19 protein-coding genes and 2 tRNA genes are annotated in these 20,769 nt (G+C 66.2%); 4 read left to right on the top strand and 17 right to left on the bottom strand.

Annotation, left to right across the window (positions count from 1 at the left end):
• Positions 1-56 precede the first annotated feature (56 nt).
• Genes C1A30_RS16135 through C1A30_RS16090 form a run of 10 tightly spaced genes read right to left on the bottom strand, consistent with a single transcriptional unit; the run spans position 57 to position 10,422 of the window.
• On the bottom strand, positions 57-743 hold the full coding sequence (locus C1A30_RS16135; RefSeq protein WP_160112760.1) for an SDR family NAD(P)-dependent oxidoreductase: 687 nt from the start codon (positions 741-743) through the stop codon (positions 57-59).
• Positions 740-2,101 (bottom strand): MmgE/PrpD family protein, encoded by a 1,362-nt coding sequence (locus C1A30_RS16130; protein ID WP_160112759.1) that lies wholly within the window; start codon positions 2,099-2,101, stop codon positions 740-742. The genes C1A30_RS16135 and C1A30_RS16130 overlap by 4 nt, the downstream gene beginning before the upstream one ends.
• Before the next feature lie 5 nt (positions 2,102-2,106).
• Positions 2,107-3,108 carry a tripartite tricarboxylate transporter substrate binding protein gene (locus tag C1A30_RS16125; RefSeq protein WP_160112758.1) on the bottom strand — a complete coding sequence of 334 codons (1,002 nt, stop codon included), beginning with the start codon at positions 3,106-3,108 and terminating at the stop codon, positions 2,107-2,109.
• An 8-nt stretch (positions 3,109-3,116) separates the two neighbouring features.
• A complete protein-coding gene (locus C1A30_RS16120) occupies positions 3,117-4,652 on the bottom strand; it encodes a tripartite tricarboxylate transporter permease (protein WP_101950250.1) in 1,536 nt (511 codons plus the stop codon).
• A gap of 43 nt (positions 4,653-4,695) precedes the next feature.
• Positions 4,696-5,268 carry a tripartite tricarboxylate transporter TctB family protein gene (locus C1A30_RS16115; protein WP_101949219.1) on the bottom strand — a complete coding sequence of 191 codons (573 nt, stop codon included), beginning with the start codon at positions 5,266-5,268 and terminating at the stop codon, positions 4,696-4,698.
• Positions 5,269-5,304: 36 nt separating this feature from the next.
• Positions 5,305-5,979, bottom strand: a complete 675-nt coding sequence (locus tag C1A30_RS16110) for an MmgE/PrpD family protein (protein ID WP_101949218.1) — start codon at positions 5,977-5,979, stop codon at positions 5,305-5,307.
• Positions 5,976-7,340 (bottom strand): MmgE/PrpD family protein, encoded by a 1,365-nt coding sequence (locus tag C1A30_RS16105; protein ID WP_235009933.1) that lies wholly within the window; start codon positions 7,338-7,340, stop codon positions 5,976-5,978. Before C1A30_RS16105 ends, C1A30_RS16110 begins: the two co-directional genes overlap by 4 nt.
• Before the next feature lie 54 nt (positions 7,341-7,394).
• Entirely contained in the window at positions 7,395-8,330 is a 936-nt protein-coding gene (locus C1A30_RS16100; RefSeq protein ID WP_101949216.1) for a LysR family transcriptional regulator, read from the bottom strand.
• On the bottom strand, positions 8,323-9,435 hold the full coding sequence (locus tag C1A30_RS16095; RefSeq protein ID WP_101949215.1) for a cystathionine gamma-lyase: 1,113 nt from the start codon (positions 9,433-9,435) through the stop codon (positions 8,323-8,325). Before C1A30_RS16095 ends, C1A30_RS16100 begins: the two co-directional genes overlap by 8 nt.
• A 6-nt stretch (positions 9,436-9,441) precedes the next feature.
• On the bottom strand, positions 9,442-10,422 hold the full coding sequence (locus tag C1A30_RS16090; RefSeq protein WP_101950249.1) for an NAD(P)H-dependent glycerol-3-phosphate dehydrogenase: 981 nt from the start codon (positions 10,420-10,422) through the stop codon (positions 9,442-9,444).
• Between the two features lie 101 nt (positions 10,423-10,523).
• Here C1A30_RS16090 and cofC point away from each other — a divergent pair, with 101 nt between their 5' ends.
• The 3 genes from cofC to C1A30_RS16075 all read left to right on the top strand — a co-directional run bounded on the left by cofC (position 10,524) and on the right by C1A30_RS16075 (position 14,374).
• Entirely contained in the window at positions 10,524-11,177 is a 654-nt protein-coding gene (cofC, locus tag C1A30_RS16085) for a 2-phospho-L-lactate guanylyltransferase (protein WP_200828281.1), read from the top strand.
• Between the two features lie 66 nt (positions 11,178-11,243).
• Positions 11,244-13,397, top strand: coding sequence for an RNA degradosome polyphosphate kinase (locus C1A30_RS16080; RefSeq protein WP_101949213.1), 2,154 nt, complete (start codon positions 11,244-11,246; stop codon positions 13,395-13,397).
• A 47-nt stretch (positions 13,398-13,444) separates the two neighbouring features.
• The gene (locus tag C1A30_RS16075; RefSeq protein ID WP_101949212.1) at positions 13,445-14,374 is read left to right on the top strand and encodes an NUDIX hydrolase; all 930 of its coding nucleotides are present in this window, start codon (positions 13,445-13,447) and stop codon (positions 14,372-14,374) included.
• Positions 14,375-14,508: 134 nt separating this feature from the next.
• Here the strand turns inward: C1A30_RS16075 and C1A30_RS16070 are convergent, their stop codons facing one another.
• The 3 genes from C1A30_RS16070 to leuC all read right to left on the bottom strand — a co-directional run bounded on the left by C1A30_RS16070 (position 14,509) and on the right by leuC (position 17,376).
• Positions 14,509-15,153 (bottom strand): HU family DNA-binding protein, encoded by a 645-nt coding sequence (locus tag C1A30_RS16070; protein WP_101949211.1) that lies wholly within the window; start codon positions 15,151-15,153, stop codon positions 14,509-14,511.
• A gap of 192 nt (positions 15,154-15,345) precedes the next feature.
• Entirely contained in the window at positions 15,346-15,939 is a 594-nt protein-coding gene (gene leuD / locus C1A30_RS16065; protein ID WP_101949210.1) for a 3-isopropylmalate dehydratase small subunit, read from the bottom strand.
• A gap of 12 nt (positions 15,940-15,951) precedes the next feature.
• Complete coding sequence (gene leuC / locus C1A30_RS16060; protein ID WP_101949209.1) at positions 15,952-17,376, bottom strand: 3-isopropylmalate dehydratase large subunit; 1,425 nt, start codon at positions 17,374-17,376, stop codon at positions 15,952-15,954.
• A 39-nt stretch (positions 17,377-17,415) separates the two neighbouring features.
• Between leuC and C1A30_RS16055 the strand changes: the two genes are divergently transcribed.
• Complete coding sequence (locus tag C1A30_RS16055; protein WP_101949208.1) at positions 17,416-18,117, top strand: IclR family transcriptional regulator; 702 nt, start codon at positions 17,416-17,418, stop codon at positions 18,115-18,117.
• Between the two features lie 24 nt (positions 18,118-18,141).
• Here the strand turns inward: C1A30_RS16055 and C1A30_RS16050 are convergent.
• The 4 genes from C1A30_RS16050 to C1A30_RS16035 all read right to left on the bottom strand — a co-directional run bounded on the left by C1A30_RS16050 (position 18,142) and on the right by C1A30_RS16035 (position 20,745).
• Positions 18,142-18,214 (bottom strand) — tRNA-Glu (locus C1A30_RS16050).
• Between the two features lie 57 nt (positions 18,215-18,271).
• Positions 18,272-18,343: transfer RNA gene (locus C1A30_RS16045), tRNA-Gln, on the bottom strand.
• A 117-nt stretch (positions 18,344-18,460) separates the two neighbouring features.
• Positions 18,461-19,960, bottom strand: a complete 1,500-nt coding sequence (gltX, locus tag C1A30_RS16040; protein ID WP_101949207.1) for a glutamate--tRNA ligase — start codon at positions 19,958-19,960, stop codon at positions 18,461-18,463.
• Positions 19,957-20,745 carry a fumarylacetoacetate hydrolase family protein gene (locus C1A30_RS16035; RefSeq protein WP_101949206.1) on the bottom strand — a complete coding sequence of 263 codons (789 nt, stop codon included), beginning with the start codon at positions 20,743-20,745 and terminating at the stop codon, positions 19,957-19,959. Before C1A30_RS16035 ends, gltX begins: the two co-directional genes overlap by 4 nt.
• Positions 20,746-20,769 lie beyond the last annotated feature (24 nt).

The following is a 20,769-nucleotide window of genomic DNA, read 5'->3' as shown; positions in this document are numbered from 1 at the left end:
ACCGGCCCGGCCGGACGGCGCATGCCGCACACCGGCGACCTGGGCTTTCGCCAGCATCATCGGTGGGCGCCGACCTCGATCAGTTGGCCGGTGACGTCGGCTCCGCAGGGCGAGGCCAGGAAAGCGACGGCGGCGGCCACGGCGTCACGGCGGCGCTGCGTCTCCCCTGCGGCCGCATCCGGGCCGGGTTCCATATTGCTGGGCGAGACGGCGTTGGCGGTGATGCCGTCGGCCGCGCACGCGGCCGCCAACCCCTTCGTCATGCCGACGAGCCCATATTTGGCCGCCGACACGTGGAACCGGTGCGGGTCCCCGCGCAGCGCGTTGCCGCCGATGACCGAGACGATCGCGCCGCCCCCCGCGGACCGCAACCGGGGCAGCGCCTCGAACACACAGTGCATCGCGCCGTCGAGGGTCACCCTGCGGGCCACCTCCCAGTCCGCGGTGGTGACGTCGTAGGCGGAGACGCGCGTGCGCACAGCGGCGTTGTTGACCAGAACCCGCACCGGTCCCAGTTCCTCGGCGGCGGCGAACATCCGCGCGACCTGTTCGGGGACTGCGACGTCGGCCATGGCGTGCATTGCCCGCACGCCGATCTCGCGAGCCTCGGCGGCGACCTTCTCGGCGCCCTCGACGTCCGTGCGCGCGTTGACGACGACGTCGTGGCCGGCCCTGGCGAGCGCCAGCACGATCGCCCGCCCCAGATTTCGGGCGCCGCCGGTGACAACGGCGACACCGTTCACGACCGAATACCCGTCATGTGCACCAATTCTGAGAAATCCTCCACATTCTCGACGTTCCAACACGTCGTCAACAATTCAGCTGCTCCCGCCGTACCGATCAGCGGGGCGGCGTTGTCGGTGAACTTCGCGGCCAGCTCCGCGTCTGTCATCGGGTTGTCCGGTGTGCCGATGTTGTTGTCGACGCGACCGGCCAGTGACCGGCCATCGGACAGGTTCACGGTCACCATGGCGGCCCGCTTCCCGACGGAGTCGTCAGCGCGTACGTCGACAAGTTCACGAAGAGAACAGATTTCGGGATCGATGGCCGCCGCGTCGGTGAAATGATCCAACCGCGGCCGCGCCGCGGCCAACGCCACCGCAACAGCATGGGTGATGCTGAACTTGGCTTCCAAACCGGTGCGTGGGTTCACCTTTCCGGTCACCGTGGCGGCCTTGGAGTTCACCGCGGCCTGCACTCCGACGACATCGCTTGCGCTGAACCCGTGTTCGGCGCGCAGCGCCAGCACCACATCCACGGCCGGATGGGTCAACGAACCGCTCGGGTAGGCCTTGTAGCCGTTCGCCAGCAGATTCCACTGTGTGCCGAGTTCGACGACGAGCTTGTCCGGGTCAGCGCCGGTGGACATCACGTCGAGGAATCCGCGTGTGCCTTCGATGATGTCGACACATGAGGTGATGCCCTCGTCAGCCATGATCGCCGCGAGCAGGCCGTCCATCGCCGCCTTGCCTGCGTGTAGCGCCTTGCCGTCGCTGCCGTAGACCGCCTTCAAGCCGGCGGACTGGGTGCCTGCGCTGCCGAGCGCTTGACTGAGCACGGGCGGCGTCAACCCGAGCACCCGACCCGCCGCAGCGGCGGCCCCCAGGTGGCCCACGGTTCCTGTGACGTGCCAGCCGATTTCGTAGTGGGCGTCGCCGGCAGCCCTGCCGACTCGACACTCGGTTTCGAAGCCCGCCACGAATGCCGTCAACACGTCGGCACCCGAAACCGGTTCACGTTCGGCCAGGGTGAACAGCGCCGGCCACACCGGCGCGCTGCCGTGCACCGTGGTGTCGCCGGGATTGAAGGTGTCGTCGTAGTCGAGAAGGTGCGCGGCGAAGCCGTTGATCAGCGCCGCGAATGCCATCGGGGCCTTCTCCGTTCGGCCGATGACGGTGTGCGAGCCAGCACCCGCCGCGCGTTGTGACACCCGGACCATCGCATGCACCGCGGGATGCTCGGCGGCCGCCATCGCGACCCCGATGTGGTCGATCAGCGCGCGTTTGGCCTCGTGGACGATGTCCGCGGGCAGGTCGGCGAACCGCAGCGACGCGGCGAAATCCGCCAGCCTGCTGGTCAATCCGCCAACCCGTTGCGTCACGGCCGTCATTGGTCCGCCAAGCCGATGCTACTGACCAGTGCCGCCACCGCGTCGTTCTGCTGTTTCAGGAACGGACCGAACTTGTCTGCCGCCAAAAACTCAGTGACAGAACCAGTTTGGTCCACGAAGTCATTCCAGCCGGGCGCGCTCACCAGCGTGCGGAACCGGTCTTGGTAGTACGCGAGCGCCTGCTGTGGCATGCCCGGCGGACCGACGAAACCGCGGAACTCCTCGGGCAGTGGGCCGACGTCCACCCCTTGTTCCTTGATCGACGTCAACTCGGGAAACGCGGACACCTTGCGGTCGGCCACGGTGGCGATCAACCGCAGCGCCCCCACCTTGACCTGATCGAGGAAATCGGTGGTAGCCCCGATCATCATCTGCGCGTCGTTGCGCAACAGTGCCCCGATGCGCTGGCCGCTGTCGGCGAACGACAGGAACTTCCAACTCGTATTCGTCTTCGCCTGCAGCGCTTTTCCTGTCAGCGAGTCCGTCGCGGTGATCGAGCCGCCGACCTGGACTAAACCGTCGGGCCTGCGCCCCGCATCGGCGATGAAGTCCTTCACGGTGTGATAAGGCGAGTCGGCGCGCACGGCGACGATCTGCGGTTCGACGAGCAGCGCGGCGATGGGTTGCAGTTCGGAGATCGACACCGACGTGCCGGACAGGGTCAGCGGTGTCACCAACCACGTCGGCGTCACCGCGGCGATGGTGTCGGAGCGGCCCTTGCGACCCCTGACATAGGACATCGCACCGATACCCGATCCCTCCGTCTGGTTGCGCACCGGCCATGCGCTGTCGATCAGCTTGTCGGTCTGCATCAACTTGATGACCTGGCGGGCGAACACGTCACTGCCGCCACCCGGGCCGGTGTGCACCACGACCTGCGTCCTGCCGGGTACCCCGTTCTGCAGGCCTGCGCGCTGAAGGCCGCACCCGGCCAGTGCGAACGTGGCCGCCACACCGCCGATCAGCACGCTTCGACGGGAGAACTGCGTAGCTTCCATCATCGCCCCTACGTCCCGACGAGTTCGGCTGGTTCGGCGGAAAGCACCTTGTTCTGCAACGCCTTTCGGCGGCGGCCGGTGATCAGCAGCGCCACCCCCACGACGATCGCGGCGGCGAAGATGGTCGCCGAGATCGGCCGTTCGACGAAGATCAACGGATCGTTGTCGGACAGCACAAGTGATTGCCGCACCGCGTTCTCGGCCATCGGCCCCAGCACGAACGCCATCAACAGTGGCGCTGCAGGCACACCGAGCTTGCCGAACAGGTAACCGAGCAGACCGAAGAACGCCATCAGGTACACATCGGTCATCGAGCTGCGCACGCTGTAGACACCGACGGCGGCGAGCACCAGGATCGCGGGATACAGCGCCCAGTACGGGATCTTGAGGATCCGCACCCACACCGGGATCATCGGCAGATTCAGGATCAGCAGCATGACGTTGCCGATGTAGAGGCTGGCGATCACCGGCCACCCGATTTCGGGGTGATCGGTGAACAGCAGCGGACCGGGTTGCAGCCCGTAGAGCAGCAGCGCCGCCAGCATCACCGCCGTGCTTGCGGTGCCGGGCAGGCCCAGTGACAGCAGCGGGATCATAGCGCCGCCGGATTCGGAGTTGTTGGCGGCCTCCGGACCGGCGACACCCTCGATGGCGCCCTTACCGAATCGCTCCGGATGCTTGGAGGTTCGCTTCACCAACGCATACGACAGGAAGGACGCCACCGTGGAGCCGCCGCCCGGCAGCGCGCCGATGAAGAACCCGAAGACCGACCCCATCGCGATCGCCAGCCGCGACTGCTTGAGATCCTGCCGAGTGGGAAGCAGGTTACGAATGCCCTTCGGCACCGTGAACAGCGGTGTGCTCATCTTCTTCTCGGCGTTGAGCAGCACCTCACCCACCGCGAACAAACCGACGCTGATCGCGATGAACTCGATGCCGTCGTAGAGCGCGGGCATCCCGAAGGTCAGTCGCTGCTGACCGGTGAAGATGTCGATGCCGATCGTCGAGATCAACAACCCGATGGTCATCGCCAGGAATCCCTTCAACGGCGAGTCGGTGGCCATCAGGATCACCAGCAGCAGACCGAAGGCCATCAGCGCGGCGTATTCCGGCGGGCCGAAACCAAGGGCCACGTGCGCGACGATGGGGGCGGTGAAGGTCAACGCGATGACACCGAACGTGCTCGCGATGAAGCCGGCGATCGCCGACATGCCCATCGCGGGTCCTGCCCGTCCTTTGCGCGCGAGCGGATGTCCGTCCAGACACAGCACCACCGAAGAGGTTTCGCCGGGAATGTTCAGCAGGATCGAGGTGGTGGCGCCCGCGAACTTGGCGCCGTGATAGATGCCCGCCATCATGATCAGCCCGGTGGTCGGGGGCAGGCTGGTGGTCACCGGCAACAGGATCGCCAGCGTGGCGGGCGGACCGAGACCGGGCAGGATGCCGACCAACGTCCCGATCACCACACCGACGGCCACCCAGCACAGGTTCATCGGGGTGAACGCCGAACCGAACCCGGCCAGCAGATTGTGCAGCGCGTCCATCATCTCCCTTTCCGCCGCGCCGCCATGGCGCCGCGCTGGGGCCTCAATTGCCCTCGAACAGTGCAGAAGTCGGCAGTTCGACGCCCAGCACGAGCACGAACAGTGCATAGGCCAGGACCGGCACCAGCACGATCACCAGAACGGCCTTCAGACTGCGGATGCGCTCGATGACAAGTACCAGGTAGCCGATCAGCAGGATGGTCGCAGGCACGAATCCGAGCAGACCCATCAGCGGGATGCTCACCGTCAATCCCAGCCATACGCTTCCGGCGCGCAGGAATTGGCGTCCGACGCCAGTCAGTTGGCCGGCAGGTGCGGGGCCTTGCCGGATGCGGCGCACGATCGACGTCGCCACGAGCGCCAGGCCGAGTCCCAGCACCGCGACCGACAGTGCGGTCGGAAACATCCCCGGGCCGGGCACGCCATGCTTGCCGAACATCGCCAGCCCGGACGCGTCGAGGAACGCCACCACGCCGACCACCGTCGCCGCAAGCCCCAAAGCGGCCTGCGCCAGCGGCGCCGTGGCCAGCACGGAGCGTTCGGATTCGGCGGGGTCGTGCTCATCGGGCGGCAAATCCACGGGCGGCGACTCGACACCGCTGTCCGCTTGAGTCATCGTTGAGCTCCTAACGCTTTTCGTGGCCGAAGTCGTTCAGGCCACGCCGATGTCGCCCTGCGGCGCGGCATCGGGCGACAGCAACGCAAAGAGGCCCCTGCGTCCGCTCATTGAATCGGCAGCCGAGGTGAACCCGTGCCGCGCGAGCACGGCGGCTTCGACGGCATCGGCGGCCACCTTGGCGACCTGCACGACGGCCGTCGCGGATTCGTCGACGGCGCGCAAGCCGGCCGCCTGGGTCGCGCACAACCCGACGGTGTTGCGCAGTTGGGCCTCGTCGAGATTCAGCAACAGTCCGGCTGCGACGCCCGCACCGACCAGACCCGCGACGGTGCGGTGGCTCCACCGGTCCGCTGCGGTCGTCGACTCCAGCACCGCCGCGATCCGGTCGGCGATCACCGTTCCGGTTGCGAAGGCCTTCACCGCCGCAGGCGACGCGGTGTCCCGGGCTGAAACATCCTGTAGCGCTGCGACGGTGGCGCCGATCGCATGCCAGCGCCAACCCTCGGCGATCGGCGCGGTGGCAAACACCGTCCGCCATGCGCGGTTCATCGCCGACGGTCCTCCGGCGGGGTGAGCATCGTCGATCGCGACGGCGTCATGTCGCAACGTGGCCAGGATCTGCTCGAGCTGGCTTTGCGCCGAATCCACGGCCTGATCGGGAGGTGTTGCGGTGACGGCGATGTCAACGATGAGGTCGGTGAACGTCACTGTGCCGGTCCGTCCTGTTGAGGCCGCGCGGCGGCGACGATGTCGGCGAAACTCGTCGATACGTCGACGGTCTCCACGAGTTGGCTGATCCTCGCGGCGATTCCGGCCCCCAGTACCGGGACCATCAGCGCATCGACCTTGCCGAGTAGTTCAGCGTCGGTCAGCGGCCTGGCCAGGCTGCCGCGGGCATGCGGCACGTGCGCGACGATCTGCGCGCCGTCGCAAAGCAGGACGGTGATTTTCGCTTCGTCACGGGCGATCTCGGCCGACGGGATCAATTCGGTCACACCGCGGACGCGTTGCACGTCGGGCGCCGTGGCGCGGGTGTCGGAGAACTCGCGCAGCCCAACCTTGCCGTCGAGCAATCCGACGGCCACCCCGTGGCGCGCGCTGAACCGTGCCTGCAGCCCGTCCTCGGGTTGCACGATGCCCATCAGTTCGGGAACCAGCGGATGGCAGCTCACCTTTACCGATTCGATCGCCGACGGGTCGGTGAGGCGCCCGCACGCGTCGATCGCGGCATCGATCGCCGGATGCGCAACGATGCCGCACGGATACGGTTTGAACGCGTTGCGTTCGAGTTCCCAGCCGTCGGCCCACGACCCGAGCAGCTGGCTCTCGTCCACCGAGTCGGCGAGGATCGTCAGCACGCCGGTGTCACCGAGCGGATCAGCGTCGCCGGTGTACCCACGCGATCCCAGCCGCGCAGCCAGAATCCCGTTGGCCGCCGCCTTTCCGGCGTGATACGGCTTGGTCATCGATCCGAACGCTTCCCGCTGGCCGAGCGTCATCGTCGACGCGGCGGCAAGCGCGGCCCGCAATTGGTCGCGGTTCAAGCCCATCAGTAAAGCAGCAGCCACGCATGCACCGAAGACACCACATGTTCCTGTGATGTGCCAGCCACGGTCGTAGTGATTCGGTGAGATGGCGTTGCCGATCCGCAGTTGCACCTCACATCCGAACGCAAACGCCCTCAGGCACTGTTCGCCAGACGCCCCGGTTGAATCATGCAGCGCGACAAGCACCGCCAGCGTCGCCGCGCCAGGGTGAATGACCGTGGCCAGATGGGTGTCGTCGAAATCGTCGTAGTGGCTTGCGGTTCCGCTGAACAGTGCCGCCCAGTGCTCATCGAGGATCTCGGAACGGCCGAGTATTCGGGACCGCCCAGGTGCCGACAATTCTCGTGCCGCAGCGATGATCGCCTCGGCCGCGGGCGAGTTCGCGGCGCCGACCGCCGTGCCCAGCACGTTGAACATCGACCTCTTGGCCGCAATCGTCGCATCGGGGGGCAGCGGCCCGGCGGCCGCGTCGAGTAACGCATCGGCGAACTCAGTGGTCCGCATGACAGCGGTAGGTGACATGTGATCGACGCTATGAACGACGCCACCGGCGAACAACGACGTTCACCGTCGAGATCATTGCAATTGCTGCAACGATTCCTGTCGCCTGCGGCCGTGCTCGTGCGCGATTCTGGCGAGATCACGCACGCTCTGATATTGGGCGCCCGCCCGCGGGTAGGCCACGAACACGATGCGCGCCGCGGGCGCCGGATCGACGATCCGGATGCGCGCGACCCGCGGGTGCTGGTGGTCGGTCATCCCCTCGGGCACCACGGACACCCCGATTCCCGCACCCACCATGGATTCGACGACGAACAAGTCGTTGCCCTCGATGGTGATGCGCGGCACGAAGCCCGCTCTGGCACAGGCGTTCACCATGTGCGCGCGGCTGCTCGACCCGAGTTCCATCGCGACGAAGGGCCGGTCCCGCACCGCGCCGAGCGATACGTTGTCCAGCGTCGCCAACGGGTCGTCCGCAGGCACCGCCAGCAGCAGCGACTCGGAGAACAGCGGTTCGACGATGAAGTCTTCTTCACTGGGCGACACCGAGGTGAACGCGAAGTCGGCCTCTCCACGCAAAAGCGCGGCCACCACTTCTGTCGCCGACCCTTGCCAAGACCGGAAGCGCAGACCCGGATGCAGGGCGAGCACATCGGCGAGCACGCCGGGGACGAATCCCAGCCCGAGCGAGAAGGTGTGCGCGATCCGCAGCAGCCGCTGCGGGTGGCCGGCATCTGCCAATGTGCTGTCAATGGCATCCTGCCTCGCTCGCAGCACGGCACGGGCCTCCCGGACCAAGACGGTTCCCGCATGCACCATCCGCACCCGACGGCCGGTCTGTTCGATCAGCGGGATGCCGAGTTTGCGCTCCAGCGACCGGATCGCCCGTTGCACCGTGGCGACACTGACTCCGAGTTCTTCGGCGGTGTGGCCGAAGTGTTCGGTACGTGCGAACGCCAGCAACATCTCCAGGTCGGCGAATGTGACGTCGCGCCCGGAGAAGTCATCCATCGCCGGACAGCGCCTCTTCGAAATCGGCGATCAGATCGTCGGTGTCCTCGATGCCCAGTGAGATCCGGGCGAAGCCGTCGCTGACCGGATCGCCCCAGCGGGCACGTCGGTCCACCGAGGTGTGAATGCCGCCGAAGCTGGTCGACGCGATCAGCAGCGCGCTGCGTTCCACCAGTGCGCGCACCGCGGCGGCGTCTTTCAACTCGACGGCGACCAGTCCGCCGTAGCGCCGCATCTGCAGGGTGGCGATCTGATGCGACGGGTCCTCGGGCAGACCGGGATAGCGCACCGACTTCACCGCGGGATGCCCGCGCAGCATCATGGCGAGCGCCTGCGCGTTCTGACACTGTCGCTCGAATCGCAATCCGGCACTGCCGAGGCTGCGCAGCACGAGCCACGCCTCGAACGCACCGAGGATGGGTCCGGCCAACAACCGGTCACGTTCGATCGCGGCCATCAGGTCGGGCTGGCTGCCCGCCACATAGCCGGCGAGCAGATCGCTGTGTCCCGAAAGGGCTTTCGTCGCGCTGGCCACCACCAGATCGGCACCCAGCGACAACGGCTGCTGTCCGAGCGGCGTCGCGGTGGTGTTGTCAACGATAAGGATGGCGCCTCGGCCGCGGCAGCCCATCGCGAGCTGATGCAGATCGACGACGTCGAGTCCAGGGTTGGCCGGTGTCTCGGCGAGCACCACATCGGCGTCCGCGGAGGCCGCACACATGTCGGCACTGCGCGCTTCGACGACAGTAACCCCTTGCGGGGCAAGGTATTCCACGGCATAGCGGCGTACCTGGTAATAACCATCGGCCGGAACGACGAGCTTGCTGTTCGGCTTGACCAGCACCCGCAGCGCCGACGTGATCGCAGCCATACCGGACGCGAACGTCAGCGCCGTCGCGGCCCCTTCGAGTTCCGCGAGCGCCGATTCCAGTTGCCGCCACGTGGGGTTGGAGCTGCGACCGTAGCTGTCCAGCGGCTCGGTCTCGTCGGGCGACAAGTGGTACGTCGACGCCGGAACCGGTGGCGGCGCCACCGGCCTACCCGGAATCGCTTCCGAGCCAACGGCTTTGACGCTACGTGTGGAATCGCCGTAGGTGCCGTCCATCTGGCTCTACTCCGGCTTTGTGCTGCGCCCCAGCAGCAGTGCGACGGCCTCGTCGACCGACAAGCCCTTGTGGCAGACCCGCTGGACCGCATCGGTGAGCGGCATCTCGACGTCGTAGCTGGCCGCGAGCGCGAGTATCGATTCACACGATGCGACGCCCTCGGCGACATGTCCGCCTGCGGCCTGCAGGGCCGACTCCATGGTGCCGCCCTTGCCGAGTCGCTCGCCGAACGACCGATTACGCGAGTGCGGGGAGGTGCATGTCGCGACGAGATCACCGACGCCGGCGAGCCCAGCCATGGTTGCGGGTTTAGCGCCCAACGCGATTCCCAGCCGCATGATCTCGGCGAGGCCCCTGGTGATGATCGCCGCCGCGGTGTTCTCCCCCAGTCCGACGCCCGCCGCCATGCCGCACGCCAATGCGATGACGTTCTTGCAGGCCCCGCCGACTTCCGCGCCGATCACGTCGGCGTTGGTGTAGGGCCGCAGGTATCCGGTCGACAGCGCCCGTTGCAGGGTGACCGCCCTGCCGGAGTCACTGCATGCCACAACGGTGGCCGCGGGCTGTTCGTCGGCGATCTCACTGGCCAGATTCGGCCCGGTGACGACCGCCACCCGGGACGGGTCGGCACCGGTCACCTGAACCACGACTTGGCTCATACGCATCAACGTGTCCAACTCGATGCCCTTGGCCAGGCTCACCAGGGTGACGTCGTCGCCGATCAGGCCCGTCCACTGCTCGAGGTTGGCCCGCAGCGTCTGCGACGGCACCGCCAGCAGCACCGTGCAGGCGCCTGCCAGCGCCTCGGCCGGGTCGCTGGTCGCGCGGATCGACTTCGGCAGTTCGACATCGCCCAGGTAGGAGGTGTTGCGCTGGGTGTCGTTGATCTCATTCGCCAGTTCGGGACGACGCGCCCACAAAACGACGTTGTTACCGGCATCAGCCAAGACCTTCGCCAGTGCCGTCCCCCACGCACCGGCCCCCATCACCGCCGCCTCGACCACCGCTCCACAGTAGCGCGATGGTCGGTTTTGGCCTCGGCCGTCACCTCTGAACCCGGGTGGCCCCTCCTGGCAGGATGGCCCTCATGAGCGGCACCAGGACAGGCGACGCCGCCGACGTGGGACTGGTCATCGCCGTGAAGCGGTTGTCCGCCGCCAAGACCAGGCTGGCACCTGTTTTCTCGGCGGCGACCCGGGAGAGCGTGGTGCTGGCCATGCTGATCGACACCATCACCGCGGCATCCGCCGTCTCGGCGCTGCGCTTCGTCACCGTGGTCACCCCCGACGAGGTTGCCGCCGACGCGACGCGCTCGCTGGGGGCGCGCGTGCTGGTCGACCCGACACCGCAGGGCCACCGCGACCCCCTGAACAACGCAATCGCCGCCGCTGAGGCCGCAACCCGCGAGGAGACCACCAATATCATTGCGCTGCAGGGTGATTTGCCGGCTCTGCAACCGCAGGAACTGGACGAGGCGATCACCGCCGCCCGCCAATACCCGCGCAGCTTCGTCGGCGACCGGCACGGCACCGGAACCTCGGCGTTGTTTGCCTTCGGTGTGCCGCTCGACCCTCGCTTCGGATCTGATTCGGCTCAGCGCCATCGACATTCAGGCGCCATCGAGCTGACCGGGCCGTGGCCTGGGCTGCGGTGTGACATCGACACCCCCGACGACTTGCTCGTCGCGCGTCGACTCGGTGTCGGCGCAGCAACCGCGCAGGCTATCGGCCGCACAAGGTGAACAGCTGGCGAAGGGATCGGGCATCGCGGTAGCCGGGTGACTGGTCGATAAGGGATTATCGACACCATGACCGAAGCCGAAGCCCAGATCCGACCCACTAGCTCGGACTTGGTCGCCTCGGCGCCCGAGTCGCCGCCCGCCGCGACGTCACCGGCGGTGGACAACGCGCTGCCCGAGGATCGCTACCTCAACCGCGAGCTGAGCTGGTTGGACTTCAACGCCCGGGTGCTGGCGCTGGCCGCCGACACGTCATTACCTCTGCTGGAACGAGCGAAGTTCCTCGCGATCTTCGCGTCGAACCTCGACGAGTTCTACATGGTGCGCGTTGCGGGCCTGAAGCGTCGCGACGAGATGGGTTTGTCGGTGCGGTCGGCCGACGGTTTGTCGCCGCGTGAGCAGTTGCGCCGGATCAACGAGCGCACCCAGCAGATCGCCGACCGGCACGCGCATGTCTTTCTCGACTCGGTGCGTCCGGCACTGGCCGACGAAGGCATTGTCATCGTCACATGGGCCGAACTCGACGACGACGAACGCGCGCGGCTGTCGACGTACTTTCACGAACAGGTGTTCCCGGTGTTGACGCCGCTGGCGGTCGACCCGGCCCATCCGTTCCCGTTCGTGAGCGGCTTGAGCCTCAACTTGGCGATCACCGTAAAACATCCCGACGACGGCGGCCAGCACTTCGCTCGCGTCAAGGTGCCCGACAACGTCGATCGCTTCGTGGAACTCGCTCCCCGCGAAGGCAGCTCGGATGTCGTGCGGTTCCTTCCGATGGAGGAGTTGATCGCGGCATTCCTCTCGGTGCTGTTCCCCGGTCTCGAAGTCGTCGAACATCACGCCTTTCGTATCACGCGCAACGCGGATTTCGAGGTCGAAGAGGATCGCGACGAGGATCTGCTGCAGGCACTCGAACGGGAACTCGCGCGGCGCCGCTTCGGCTCGCCCGTACGTCTCGAGGTGTCCGACGACATGACCGAGAGCATGCTCGAATTGTTGTTGCGCGAACTCGACGTCGCCCCCGGCGATGTGATCGAAGTGCCGGGCCTGCTGGATTTGTCGTCGCTGTGGCAGATCTATGGTGTCGACCGTCCGGCACTCAAGGATCCGCCGTTCGTGCCGGCGACACCGCCCGCGTTCGGTGAACGTGAGACCCCGAAGAGCATCTTCGCCACGCTGCGCGACGGCGACGTGCTGGTCCATCACCCCTACGATTCGTTCTCCACCACCGTGCAGCGGTTCATCGAGCAGGCCGCCGCCGACCCGAACGTGCTGGCGATCAAGCAGACGCTCTACCGCACCTCCGGTGATTCACCGATTGTCAACGCGCTCATCGACGCAGCCGAGGCGGGCAAGCAGGTGGTCGCGCTCGTCGAGATCAAGGCACGCTTCGACGAACAGGCCAACATCAAGTGGGCGCGTGCACTGGAACAGGCAGGTGTGCACGTGGTCTACGGGCTGATCGGTTTGAAGACGCACTGCAAGACCTGCCTGGTGGTGCGCCGCGAAGGCTCGATGATTCGTCGCTACTGCCATATCGGCACGGGCAACTACAACCCGAAAACCGCCCGTCTGTATGAAGATGTCGGCCTGCTCACCGCGGCGCCGGACATCGGTGCGGACCTGACCGATCTGTTCAACTCGCTGACGGGCTACTCACGCAAGGAGTCGTACCGCAATCTGCTGGTGGCGCCGTACGGGGTGCGCAAGGGCATCATCGAGCGCATCGAGCGCGAAATCGCCGCTACCCGCGACGGTGCGCAGGGCCGGATCCGGATGAAGGCCAACGCGTTGGTCGACGAACAGGTGATCGACGCTCTGTACCGCGCCTCTCAATCCGGAGTGCGGGTCGAGGTGGTGGTGCGCGGCATCTGCGCGCTGAAACCGGGTGCGCCCGGCTACTCCGACAACATTGTCGTACGTTCGATTCTCGGCCGGTTCCTGGAGCACTCGCGGATAATCCACTTCAATGCCATCGACGAGTTCTGGATCGGTAGCGCCGACATGATGCACCGTAATCTCGACCGCCGGGTAGAAGTGATGGCGCAAGTGAAGGATCCGCGGTTGACCGCGCAGTTGAACGACGTGTTCGAGTCCACGATGGATCCTGCGACCCGCTGCTGGGAGTTGGGTACCGACGGGCGCTGGACGGCGTTGCCGAGCGCGGGCGCAACCGTACGCGACCACCAGGTGTCGCTGATGGAACGCCACCGACATCCGTAACCGTGACGACGCGACCCGTGGCGGTCGGATGACCTGCAGGAGTTGAGGTGCCGAAGGAAGTTGCCCCGGACGCGGTCCCGACGACCAAGGCTGTACTCGCGGCAGGTGCCGTGCTCTGGCGGCACAACGACGACCTGTCGGTGCCCGAAGTCGCGATCATCCACCGCCCGCGCTACGACGATTGGTCACTGCCCAAGGGCAAGGTCGACCCCGGTGAAACCGAACCGGTGACCGCCGTACGCGAAATCCGTGAGGAGACCGGCTACTCGTCGACCCTCGGCAGGCGACTCGCCGCGGTCAGCTACCCCGTCGAGCAAGGCGTCAAGAAGGTGCGCTACTGGGCGGCCCGCGCCGGCGATGGCGAGTTCAACCCGAACGCGGAAGTCGACGAACTCAAGTGGCTTCCGATGGCCGAGGCGATGAAGCAACTGGAGTACCCGCACGACCGAAAAGTGTTGCGCCGCTTTGCAAAACATCCCGTCGACACCAAGACCGTGTTGATCGTGCGGCACGGGACCGCGGGCAGCAAGTCACGGTACAAGGGCGACGACCGCAAGCGACCACTGGACAAGCGCGGCCGTGCACAGGCCGAGTCCCTCGTGGGCGTGCTGTTGGCGTTCGGTGCCGATACGCTCTACGCCGCGGACAGGGTGCGCTGCCATCAGACGCTTGAACCGCTCGCGGAGGAACTCGGCGTCACCATCGCAGACGAGCCGTTGTTGACCGAGGAGGCCTACGCCAACAACCGCAAGGCAGCCAGGCACCGGTTCCTTGAAATCGCCGCCGCGTCAGGCACGCCCGTCATCTGCACGCAGGGCAAGGTGATACCCGATCTCATCGCGTGGTGGTCGGCGCGCGACGGGGTGCGCCCGGACAAATCGCGCAACCGCAAGGGCAGCGTTTGGGTGCTGTCCTTAGCGGACGATCACTTGATAGCCGCCGACCACATCGGCAGCCCGCTCGCGGTCAAAAGCTGACGTCGGGCCGGTCTGGCGGCGACTCGAGGCAGGTGCCGGGCCATTGAATCCAAAGTGCGCGGGGCGCCGCCGAACTCACCGCACGCAGACACGCCGTGGGTCACGAGAACCCACGGCGTGTCTGATGACGAAATTCAGCGACGACCACCACGCTTGGCCGGAGCCTTGCGTGCCGGAGCCTTCCGAGCCGTCTTCTTGGCGGCGGCCCTCTTGGCCACTACCTTCTTGGCGGCAGCCTTCTTCACTGCCTTCTTGGCGGCGGCCTTCTTCACCGCTTTCTTGGCCGCGGTGCGCTTCACTGCCTTCTTGACGGCGGCGCGCTTCACTGCCTTCTTCGCGGCGGTGCGCTTGACAGCCTTCTTGACGGCCGCCTTCTTCACTGCCTTCTTGACGGCCGCTCTCTTCACGGCCTTCTTGACGGCCGCTCTCTTCACGGCCTTGCGAGCGCCTCCGCCCGCAGTCACGCCACGCTTCACTGCTGGTCCTTCCGCCGGGAGCTTTTGTGCGCCAGAGACAACCGCTTTGAATTGAGCGCCGGGCCTGAATGCCGGCACGGAGGTGGGCTTTACTTTCACCGTCTCGCCGGTGCGCGGGTTCCGCGCGACACGGGCGGCACGACGGCGCTGCTCGAACACGCCGAAGCCGGTAATGGTGACGCTGTCACCCTTGTGCACCGCACGCACGATGGTGTCGACAACGTTCTCCACCGCCGCCGTTGCTTGCCGACGATCCGAGCCCAGTTTCTCCGTGAGTACGTCGATGAGCTCCGCTTTGTTCATCCAAAACCTCCGAAACCAGTGGTCCTCTTTGGACCGACTAGTGGACACGGTAAACCCATTGACCATTGATTTCCAAGAGCCACGCGCAATTTCAAGCGAAACTAGCGAACTTTCTTGCCCCCCTTGGTCTGAAGCCGAGGGCTCCGAGAACTGGGGTGAAGGTGGCGATTTCGGCTCGCCGCGGCCGAATCCTCACGCCTGCAGAGTGCGTGGCTTCCAGCTCGGCCTGCTCGCCTCGTACGCCTCGATTTCATCGAGTTTTCGCAGCGTAAGGCCTATATCGTCGAGTCCCTCGAGCAGTCGCCAGGCCGTGTAATCGTCAATCTTGAACGGCACCATGACCGTTCCGGCGACGATATTCCGATCTTGAAGATTCACAGTGATTTCCACCCCCGGCTGCTCCTCGATGAGCTTCCACAGGAGTTCCACATCATCTTGCGCGACTTCCGCCGCCAGGAGGCCCGCCTTGCCCGCATTGCCGCGAAAAATATCGGCGAATCGAGACGAGATGACGACCCTGAAGCCGAAGTCCATCAACGCCCAGACGGCATGCTCACGCGACGAGCCGGTGCCGAAATCGGGACCCGCCACCAACACAGATCCCTTGTCGAAGGGCGGCAGATTCAGCACGAAGGACGGATCGGTGCGCCAGGCGGCGAACAGACCATCCTCGAAACCTGTTCGGGTGACCCGCTTCAAATAGACGGCGGGAATGATTTGGTCGGTATCCACATTGGACCGGCGCAGCGGAACTCCGATGCCCTTGTGGGTGCGAAAAGCTTGCATTCCGATCTCCTCTTACTGGGTCAGGTCGGCGGGCGAGGACAGCGTGCCGCGCACAGCGGTGGCAGCGGCGACGGCGGGTGACACCAAATGAGTGCGGCCGCCCTTGCCTTGCCTGCCCTCGAAATTGCGGTTCGAGGTCGACGCGCAACGCTCGCCGGGCGCCAACTGGTCCGGGTTCATGCCGAGACACATCGAGCAACCGGCTTGGCGCCACTGCGCCCCGGCGGCAGTGAAGATCTCGCCGAGACCCTCGGATTCGGCCTGCGCGCGCACTCGCATCGACCCCGGCACGATGAGCATCCGCACATCGTCGGCGACCTTGCGGCCGCGCAGGACGTCGGCCACGACCCGCAAGTCCTCGATCCTGCCGTTGGTGCACGACCCGACGAAGACTGCGTCAACGGCGATGTCGCGCATCGCGGTACCGGGCCGAAGATCCATGTACGCCAACGCTTTCTCGGCCGATTGCCGTTCGGCGTCGTCGAACATCAGCTCGGGGTCGGGCACCGATTCCGACAGCGGCACGCCCTGGCCCGGGTTGGTCCCCCACGTCACGAACGGGCTCAGCGTGGAGGCGTCGAGATACACCTCGGTGTCGAATTCGGCGCCTTCGTCGGTGCGCAACGCGCTCCACGCGGCGACGGCCGCATCCCAGTCCGCACCCTTCGGAGCGTGCGGACGACCGCGCAAGAACTCGAACGTCGTTTCGTCCGGCGCCACCATGCCGGCGCGCGCACCGGCCTCGATGCTCATGTTGCAGATCGTCATCCGACCCTCCATCGACAGCGATTCGATGGCGCTGCCGCGGTATTCGATGACATGGCCCTGGCCCCCGCCGGTGCCGATTTTCGCGATCACCGCAAGGATGATGTCCTTCGCGCTGACACCGGGCGGCAACTCACCGTCGACGTTGACCGCCATCGTCTTGAACGGACGCAGCGCAAGCGTCTGTGTTGCGAAGACGTGCTCGACCTCCGATGTGCCGATGCCCATCGCAAGTGCACCGAACGCACCGTGCGTCGAAGTGTGGCTGTCACCGCACACCACCGTCATGCCGGGCTGCGTCAATCCCAACTGCGGCCCGATGATGTGCACGATGCCCTGCTCGGCGTCGCCCATCGGGTGCAACCGGATGCCGAACTCTTCGCAATTGCGTCGCAGCGTCTCGACCTGTGTACGGGAGATCGGGTCGGCGATCGGCTTGTCGATGTCGACGGTCGGCACGTTGTGGTCTTCGGTGGCGATGGTCAGGTCCGGCCTGCGCACGGTCCGGTTGTTGAGCCGGAGCCCGTCGAAGGCCTGCGGGCTGGTCACCTCGTGGATGAGGTGCAGGTCGATGTAGATCAGGTCCGGCTGGCGCGAGGCGCCCTCGCCTGTGCCGTGGGCGACGACGTGGTCGGCCCACACCTTCTCTGCCATGGTGCGCGGCGTGGTCATACTTGACTATCTCACAATCTGGGAAGCTAGTATCTCCTTGTGAGACAGGATAGCGGTATCGGCGTGCTGGACAAAGCGGTGGGCGTGCTGCACGCGGTGGCCGGCTCGCCCTGCGGGCTGGCCGAACTGTGCGAACGCACCGGGCTGCCGCGCGCCACCGCCCACCGGCTGGCCGCGGGGCTGGAGGTGCACCGGCTGCTGAGCCGCAACGGCGACGGTCGATGGCATCTGGGCCCCGCGCTCACGGAGCTCGCCGGGCATGTCAACGATCCGCTGCTGGCCGCTGGCGCGGTGGTGCTGCCGCGGTTGCGCGAGATCACCGGCGAAAGTGTCCAGCTCTACCGGCGCGAAGGCACCACGCGGATCTGTGTCGCCGCGCTGGAACCACCTGCGGGGCTTCGGGATACGGTGCCGGTGGGCACCCGGTTGCCGATGACGGCCGGGTCCGGCGCGAAGGTGCTGTTGGCGTACGCCGACGCGGCGACGCAGCAGGCGGTGTTGCCTGGCGCGTTGTTCACCGATCGGGCGCTGGCCGAGGTTCGCAAACGCGGGTGGGCGCAGAGCGCCGCGGAACGCGAACCAGGGGTGGCCAGTGTGTCGGCTCCGGTGCGCGACGCGGGCGGTGCGGTGGTCGCCGCGGTGTCCGTTTCGGGACCGATTGATCGGATGGGCCGTCGGCCCGGCGCACGCTGGGCGGCCGACTTGTTGGCGGCCGCTGATGCGTTGACCCGCCGCCTCTGAATGAAGAGGAGAGAACCGGTTTTGTAGCCCCGATGGGATTCGAACCCACGCTACCGCCGTGAGAGGGCGGCGTCCTAGGCCGCTAGACGACGGGGCCAGAACCGGATTGCCAGCATAGCGCACGCGTTCATGCCGACCTAATCCGTAACTGCAGCTGGGGTACCAGGACTCGAACCTAGAATGGCTGAACCAGAATCAGCTGTGTTGCCAATTACACCATACCCCATTGGCCGCCTATAACCGCAGGTCATAAGCTGTTTTCGACCCGATCAATCGGTGGCGGGCTGCCACCGGTTGTTTATCGGGCCGACGTGCAGACTACCAAAGATTCTGCCCTCGTTTTTCACGCCTCCGCCGCCGCCGCGGCGGCCCGCTCCCGCCCCGCGCGCAGTCGGCTCAACGCGCGGTCGCGGCCGAGCAGTTCCAGCGACTCGAACAGCGGCGGACTGATCGAGGCACCGGTGGCGGCCACCCGAATCGGCCCGAACGCTTTCCGGGGCTTGAGTGCCAGATTTTCCAACAGCGCCACCTTCAGCGCTATTTCGATCTTGGCCGTGGTCCAGTCCCCCACCTCTTCGAGGGCAGCGATGGCCGCATCCAGCACGGGGGCCGCGTCGCCGCGCAGTTCCTTGGCGGCCGCCTTTTCGTCGAGAGCGAAGTCGTTGTCATTGAGGAACTTGAGCAGATCCCAGGCGTCGCCCAGCACCACGATGCGGGTCTGCACCAGCTTCGCGGCCACGGCGAACTGCGCGGCGTCCAGGCCGGTGTCGTGACCGTGCTCCGCGAAGTAGGCCCGCAGTCGCTCGGTGAAATCGTCTTCGCTCAACAGCCGGATGTGCTCGGCGTTGAGGGCGTCGGCCTTTTTCTGGTCGAAGCGGGCGGGGTTGGAGTTGACGTCGGCGACGTCGAACGCGGCCACCATCTCGTCGAGGCTGAAGACGTCGCGGTCCTCGGCGATACCCCAGCCGAGCAACGCCAGGTAGTTGAGCAACCCCTCCGGGATGAAGCCGCGTTCGCGGTGCAGAAACAGATTGGACTGCGGATCGCGCTTGGACAGCTTCTTGTTCCCGTCACCGAGAACGCTTGGCAGATGGGCGAATTCGGGGACACGCTCGGCGATGCCGATGCGCATCAACGCCTGGTACAGGGCGATCTGGCGAGGTGTCGACGGCAGGATGTCCTCGCCGCGCAGCACGTGGGTGATCTTCATCAGCGCGTCGTCGACCGGATTGACCAACGTGTACAACGGATCTCCGTTGGCGCGCGTCAACGCGAAATCGGGCACGGTGCCCGCCGCGAAAGTGGTGTCGCCGCGGACGAGATCGCGCCACGAGATATCCGTGTCCGGCATCCGCAATCGCACGACAGGCTTACGCCCCTCGGCGACATACGCCGCACGCTGCTCCTCGGTGAGGTCGCGATCGAAGTTGTCGTAGCCGAGCTTGGGATTACGGCCCGCGGCGATGTGCCTGGCCTCCACCTCTTCCGGCGTCGAGAACGCCTCGTATGCCTCACCGGCGTCCAGCAACCGCTGGACGACGTCGCGGTAGATCTCGAAGCGTTCGGATTGCCGGTACGGCGCGTACGGCCCACCGATGTCGGGGCCCTCGTCGTAGTTCAGCCCGAGCCAGTTCAGCGCATCCAGCAGCGCCAGATAGCTTTCCTCGCTGTCGCGTTGCGGGTCGGTGTTCTCCAGCCGGAACACGAAGGTGCCGCCGGTGTGTCGGGCGTAGGCCCAGTTGAACAGCGCGGTGCGGATCAGCCCGACGTGCGGCGTGCCGGTGGGTGACGGACAGAACCTGACTCGAACTTTCTCTTCGCTCCTCACTTCCGCGGCGGTCATCGCTTTCCTTTGCGCACAACAGGATTGCTCAACGTGCCGATACCCTCGACGGTGATGCTGACGGTGTCGCCGTCCTCGATGGGCCCGACGCCCTCGGGGGTGCCGGTGAGAATCAGGTCGCCGGGCAGCAGCGTCATCACCGCCGAGATCCACTCGACGATGGCGCCGATGTCGTGGATTAACAGCGACGTTCGACTGTCCTGCTTGACCTCACCGTTGACCTCGGTGCTCAGGCGCAGATCGGTCGGGTCGAGGTCGGTGACGATCCACGGGCCGACGGGACAAAAGGTGTCGTACCCCTTCGCCCTGGTCCACTGACCGTCCTTCTTCTGTTGATCGCGTGCAGTCACGTCGTTGCCGATGGTGTAGCCGAGGATGTTCTCGGCCGCCCGCGCGGCGGGCACGTCCTTGCACGGGCGTCCGATCACCACCGCCAGTTCACCTTCGAAGTGCACCGGGTTGGCGTCGGCGGGCAGCTGGATCGGCACGTTCGGCCCGATGATTGCGGTGTTGGGCTTCAGGAAGATGACCGGGTCCGGGAAATCGCCGCCCCCCATCTCGGCGATGTGCGCGGCGTAGTTCTTGCCGATGCAGACCACCTTGCTCGCGAGTATCGGTGCCAGCAGTCGCACGTCGGCGAGCGGCCATTGGCGGCCCGTGAAGTCGGGCGTCCCGAAGGGATGCTCGGCGATCTCCCTGGCGACGGCCTCCGCCGGATCGTCGGTGTTTCCCTCAATGCTGACAAAGGCCACTCCGTCTGGACTGGCGATTCGACCAAGGCGCATGGCCTCAGCCTAGTGGCCGTTGAC

The sequence above is a fragment of the Mycobacterium sp. 3519A genome (assembly GCF_900240945.1).
Taxonomy (GTDB): Bacteria; Actinomycetota; Actinomycetes; order Mycobacteriales; family Mycobacteriaceae; genus Mycobacterium.
The sequence above is the reverse complement of the archived record's forward strand: the minus strand, read 5'-3'. Positions and strand labels throughout refer to the sequence as shown.

Excerpts from the sequence above, each read along its gene's own strand:
- C1A30_RS16120 (WP_101950250.1), bottom strand. The coding sequence starts at position 4,652 with ATGGACGCGCTGCACAATCTGCTGGCCGGGTTCGGTTCGGCGTTCACC.
- leuD (WP_101949210.1), bottom strand. The coding sequence starts at position 15,939 with ATGCAAGCTTTTCGCACCCACAAGGGCATCGGAGTTCCGCTGCGCCGG.
- C1A30_RS16095 (WP_101949215.1), bottom strand. The coding sequence starts at position 9,435 with ATGGACGGCACCTACGGCGATTCCACACGTAGCGTCAAAGCCGTTGGC.
- leuC (WP_101949209.1), bottom strand. The coding sequence starts at position 17,376 with ATGACCACGCCGCGCACCATGGCAGAGAAGGTGTGGGCCGACCACGTC.
- C1A30_RS16105 (WP_235009933.1), bottom strand. The coding sequence starts at position 7,340 with ATGTCACCTACCGCTGTCATGCGGACCACTGAGTTCGCCGATGCGTTA.
- C1A30_RS16090 (WP_101950249.1), bottom strand. The coding sequence starts at position 10,422 with ATGGGGGCCGGTGCGTGGGGGACGGCACTGGCGAAGGTCTTGGCTGAT.
- cofC (WP_200828281.1), top strand. The coding sequence starts at position 10,524 with ATGAGCGGCACCAGGACAGGCGACGCCGCCGACGTGGGACTGGTCATC.
- C1A30_RS16100 (WP_101949216.1), bottom strand. The coding sequence starts at position 8,330 with ATGGATGACTTCTCCGGGCGCGACGTCACATTCGCCGACCTGGAGATG.
- gltX (WP_101949207.1), bottom strand. The coding sequence starts at position 19,960 with ATGACCGCCGCGGAAGTGAGGAGCGAAGAGAAAGTTCGAGTCAGGTTC.
- C1A30_RS16125 (WP_160112758.1), bottom strand. The coding sequence starts at position 3,108 with ATGGAAGCTACGCAGTTCTCCCGTCGAAGCGTGCTGATCGGCGGTGTG.
- C1A30_RS16035 (WP_101949206.1), bottom strand. The coding sequence starts at position 20,745 with ATGCGCCTTGGTCGAATCGCCAGTCCAGACGGAGTGGCCTTTGTCAGC.
- C1A30_RS16115 (WP_101949219.1), bottom strand. The coding sequence starts at position 5,268 with ATGACTCAAGCGGACAGCGGTGTCGAGTCGCCGCCCGTGGATTTGCCG.
- C1A30_RS16080 (WP_101949213.1), top strand. The coding sequence starts at position 11,244 with ATGACCGAAGCCGAAGCCCAGATCCGACCCACTAGCTCGGACTTGGTC.
- C1A30_RS16070 (WP_101949211.1), bottom strand. The coding sequence starts at position 15,153 with ATGAACAAAGCGGAGCTCATCGACGTACTCACGGAGAAACTGGGCTCG.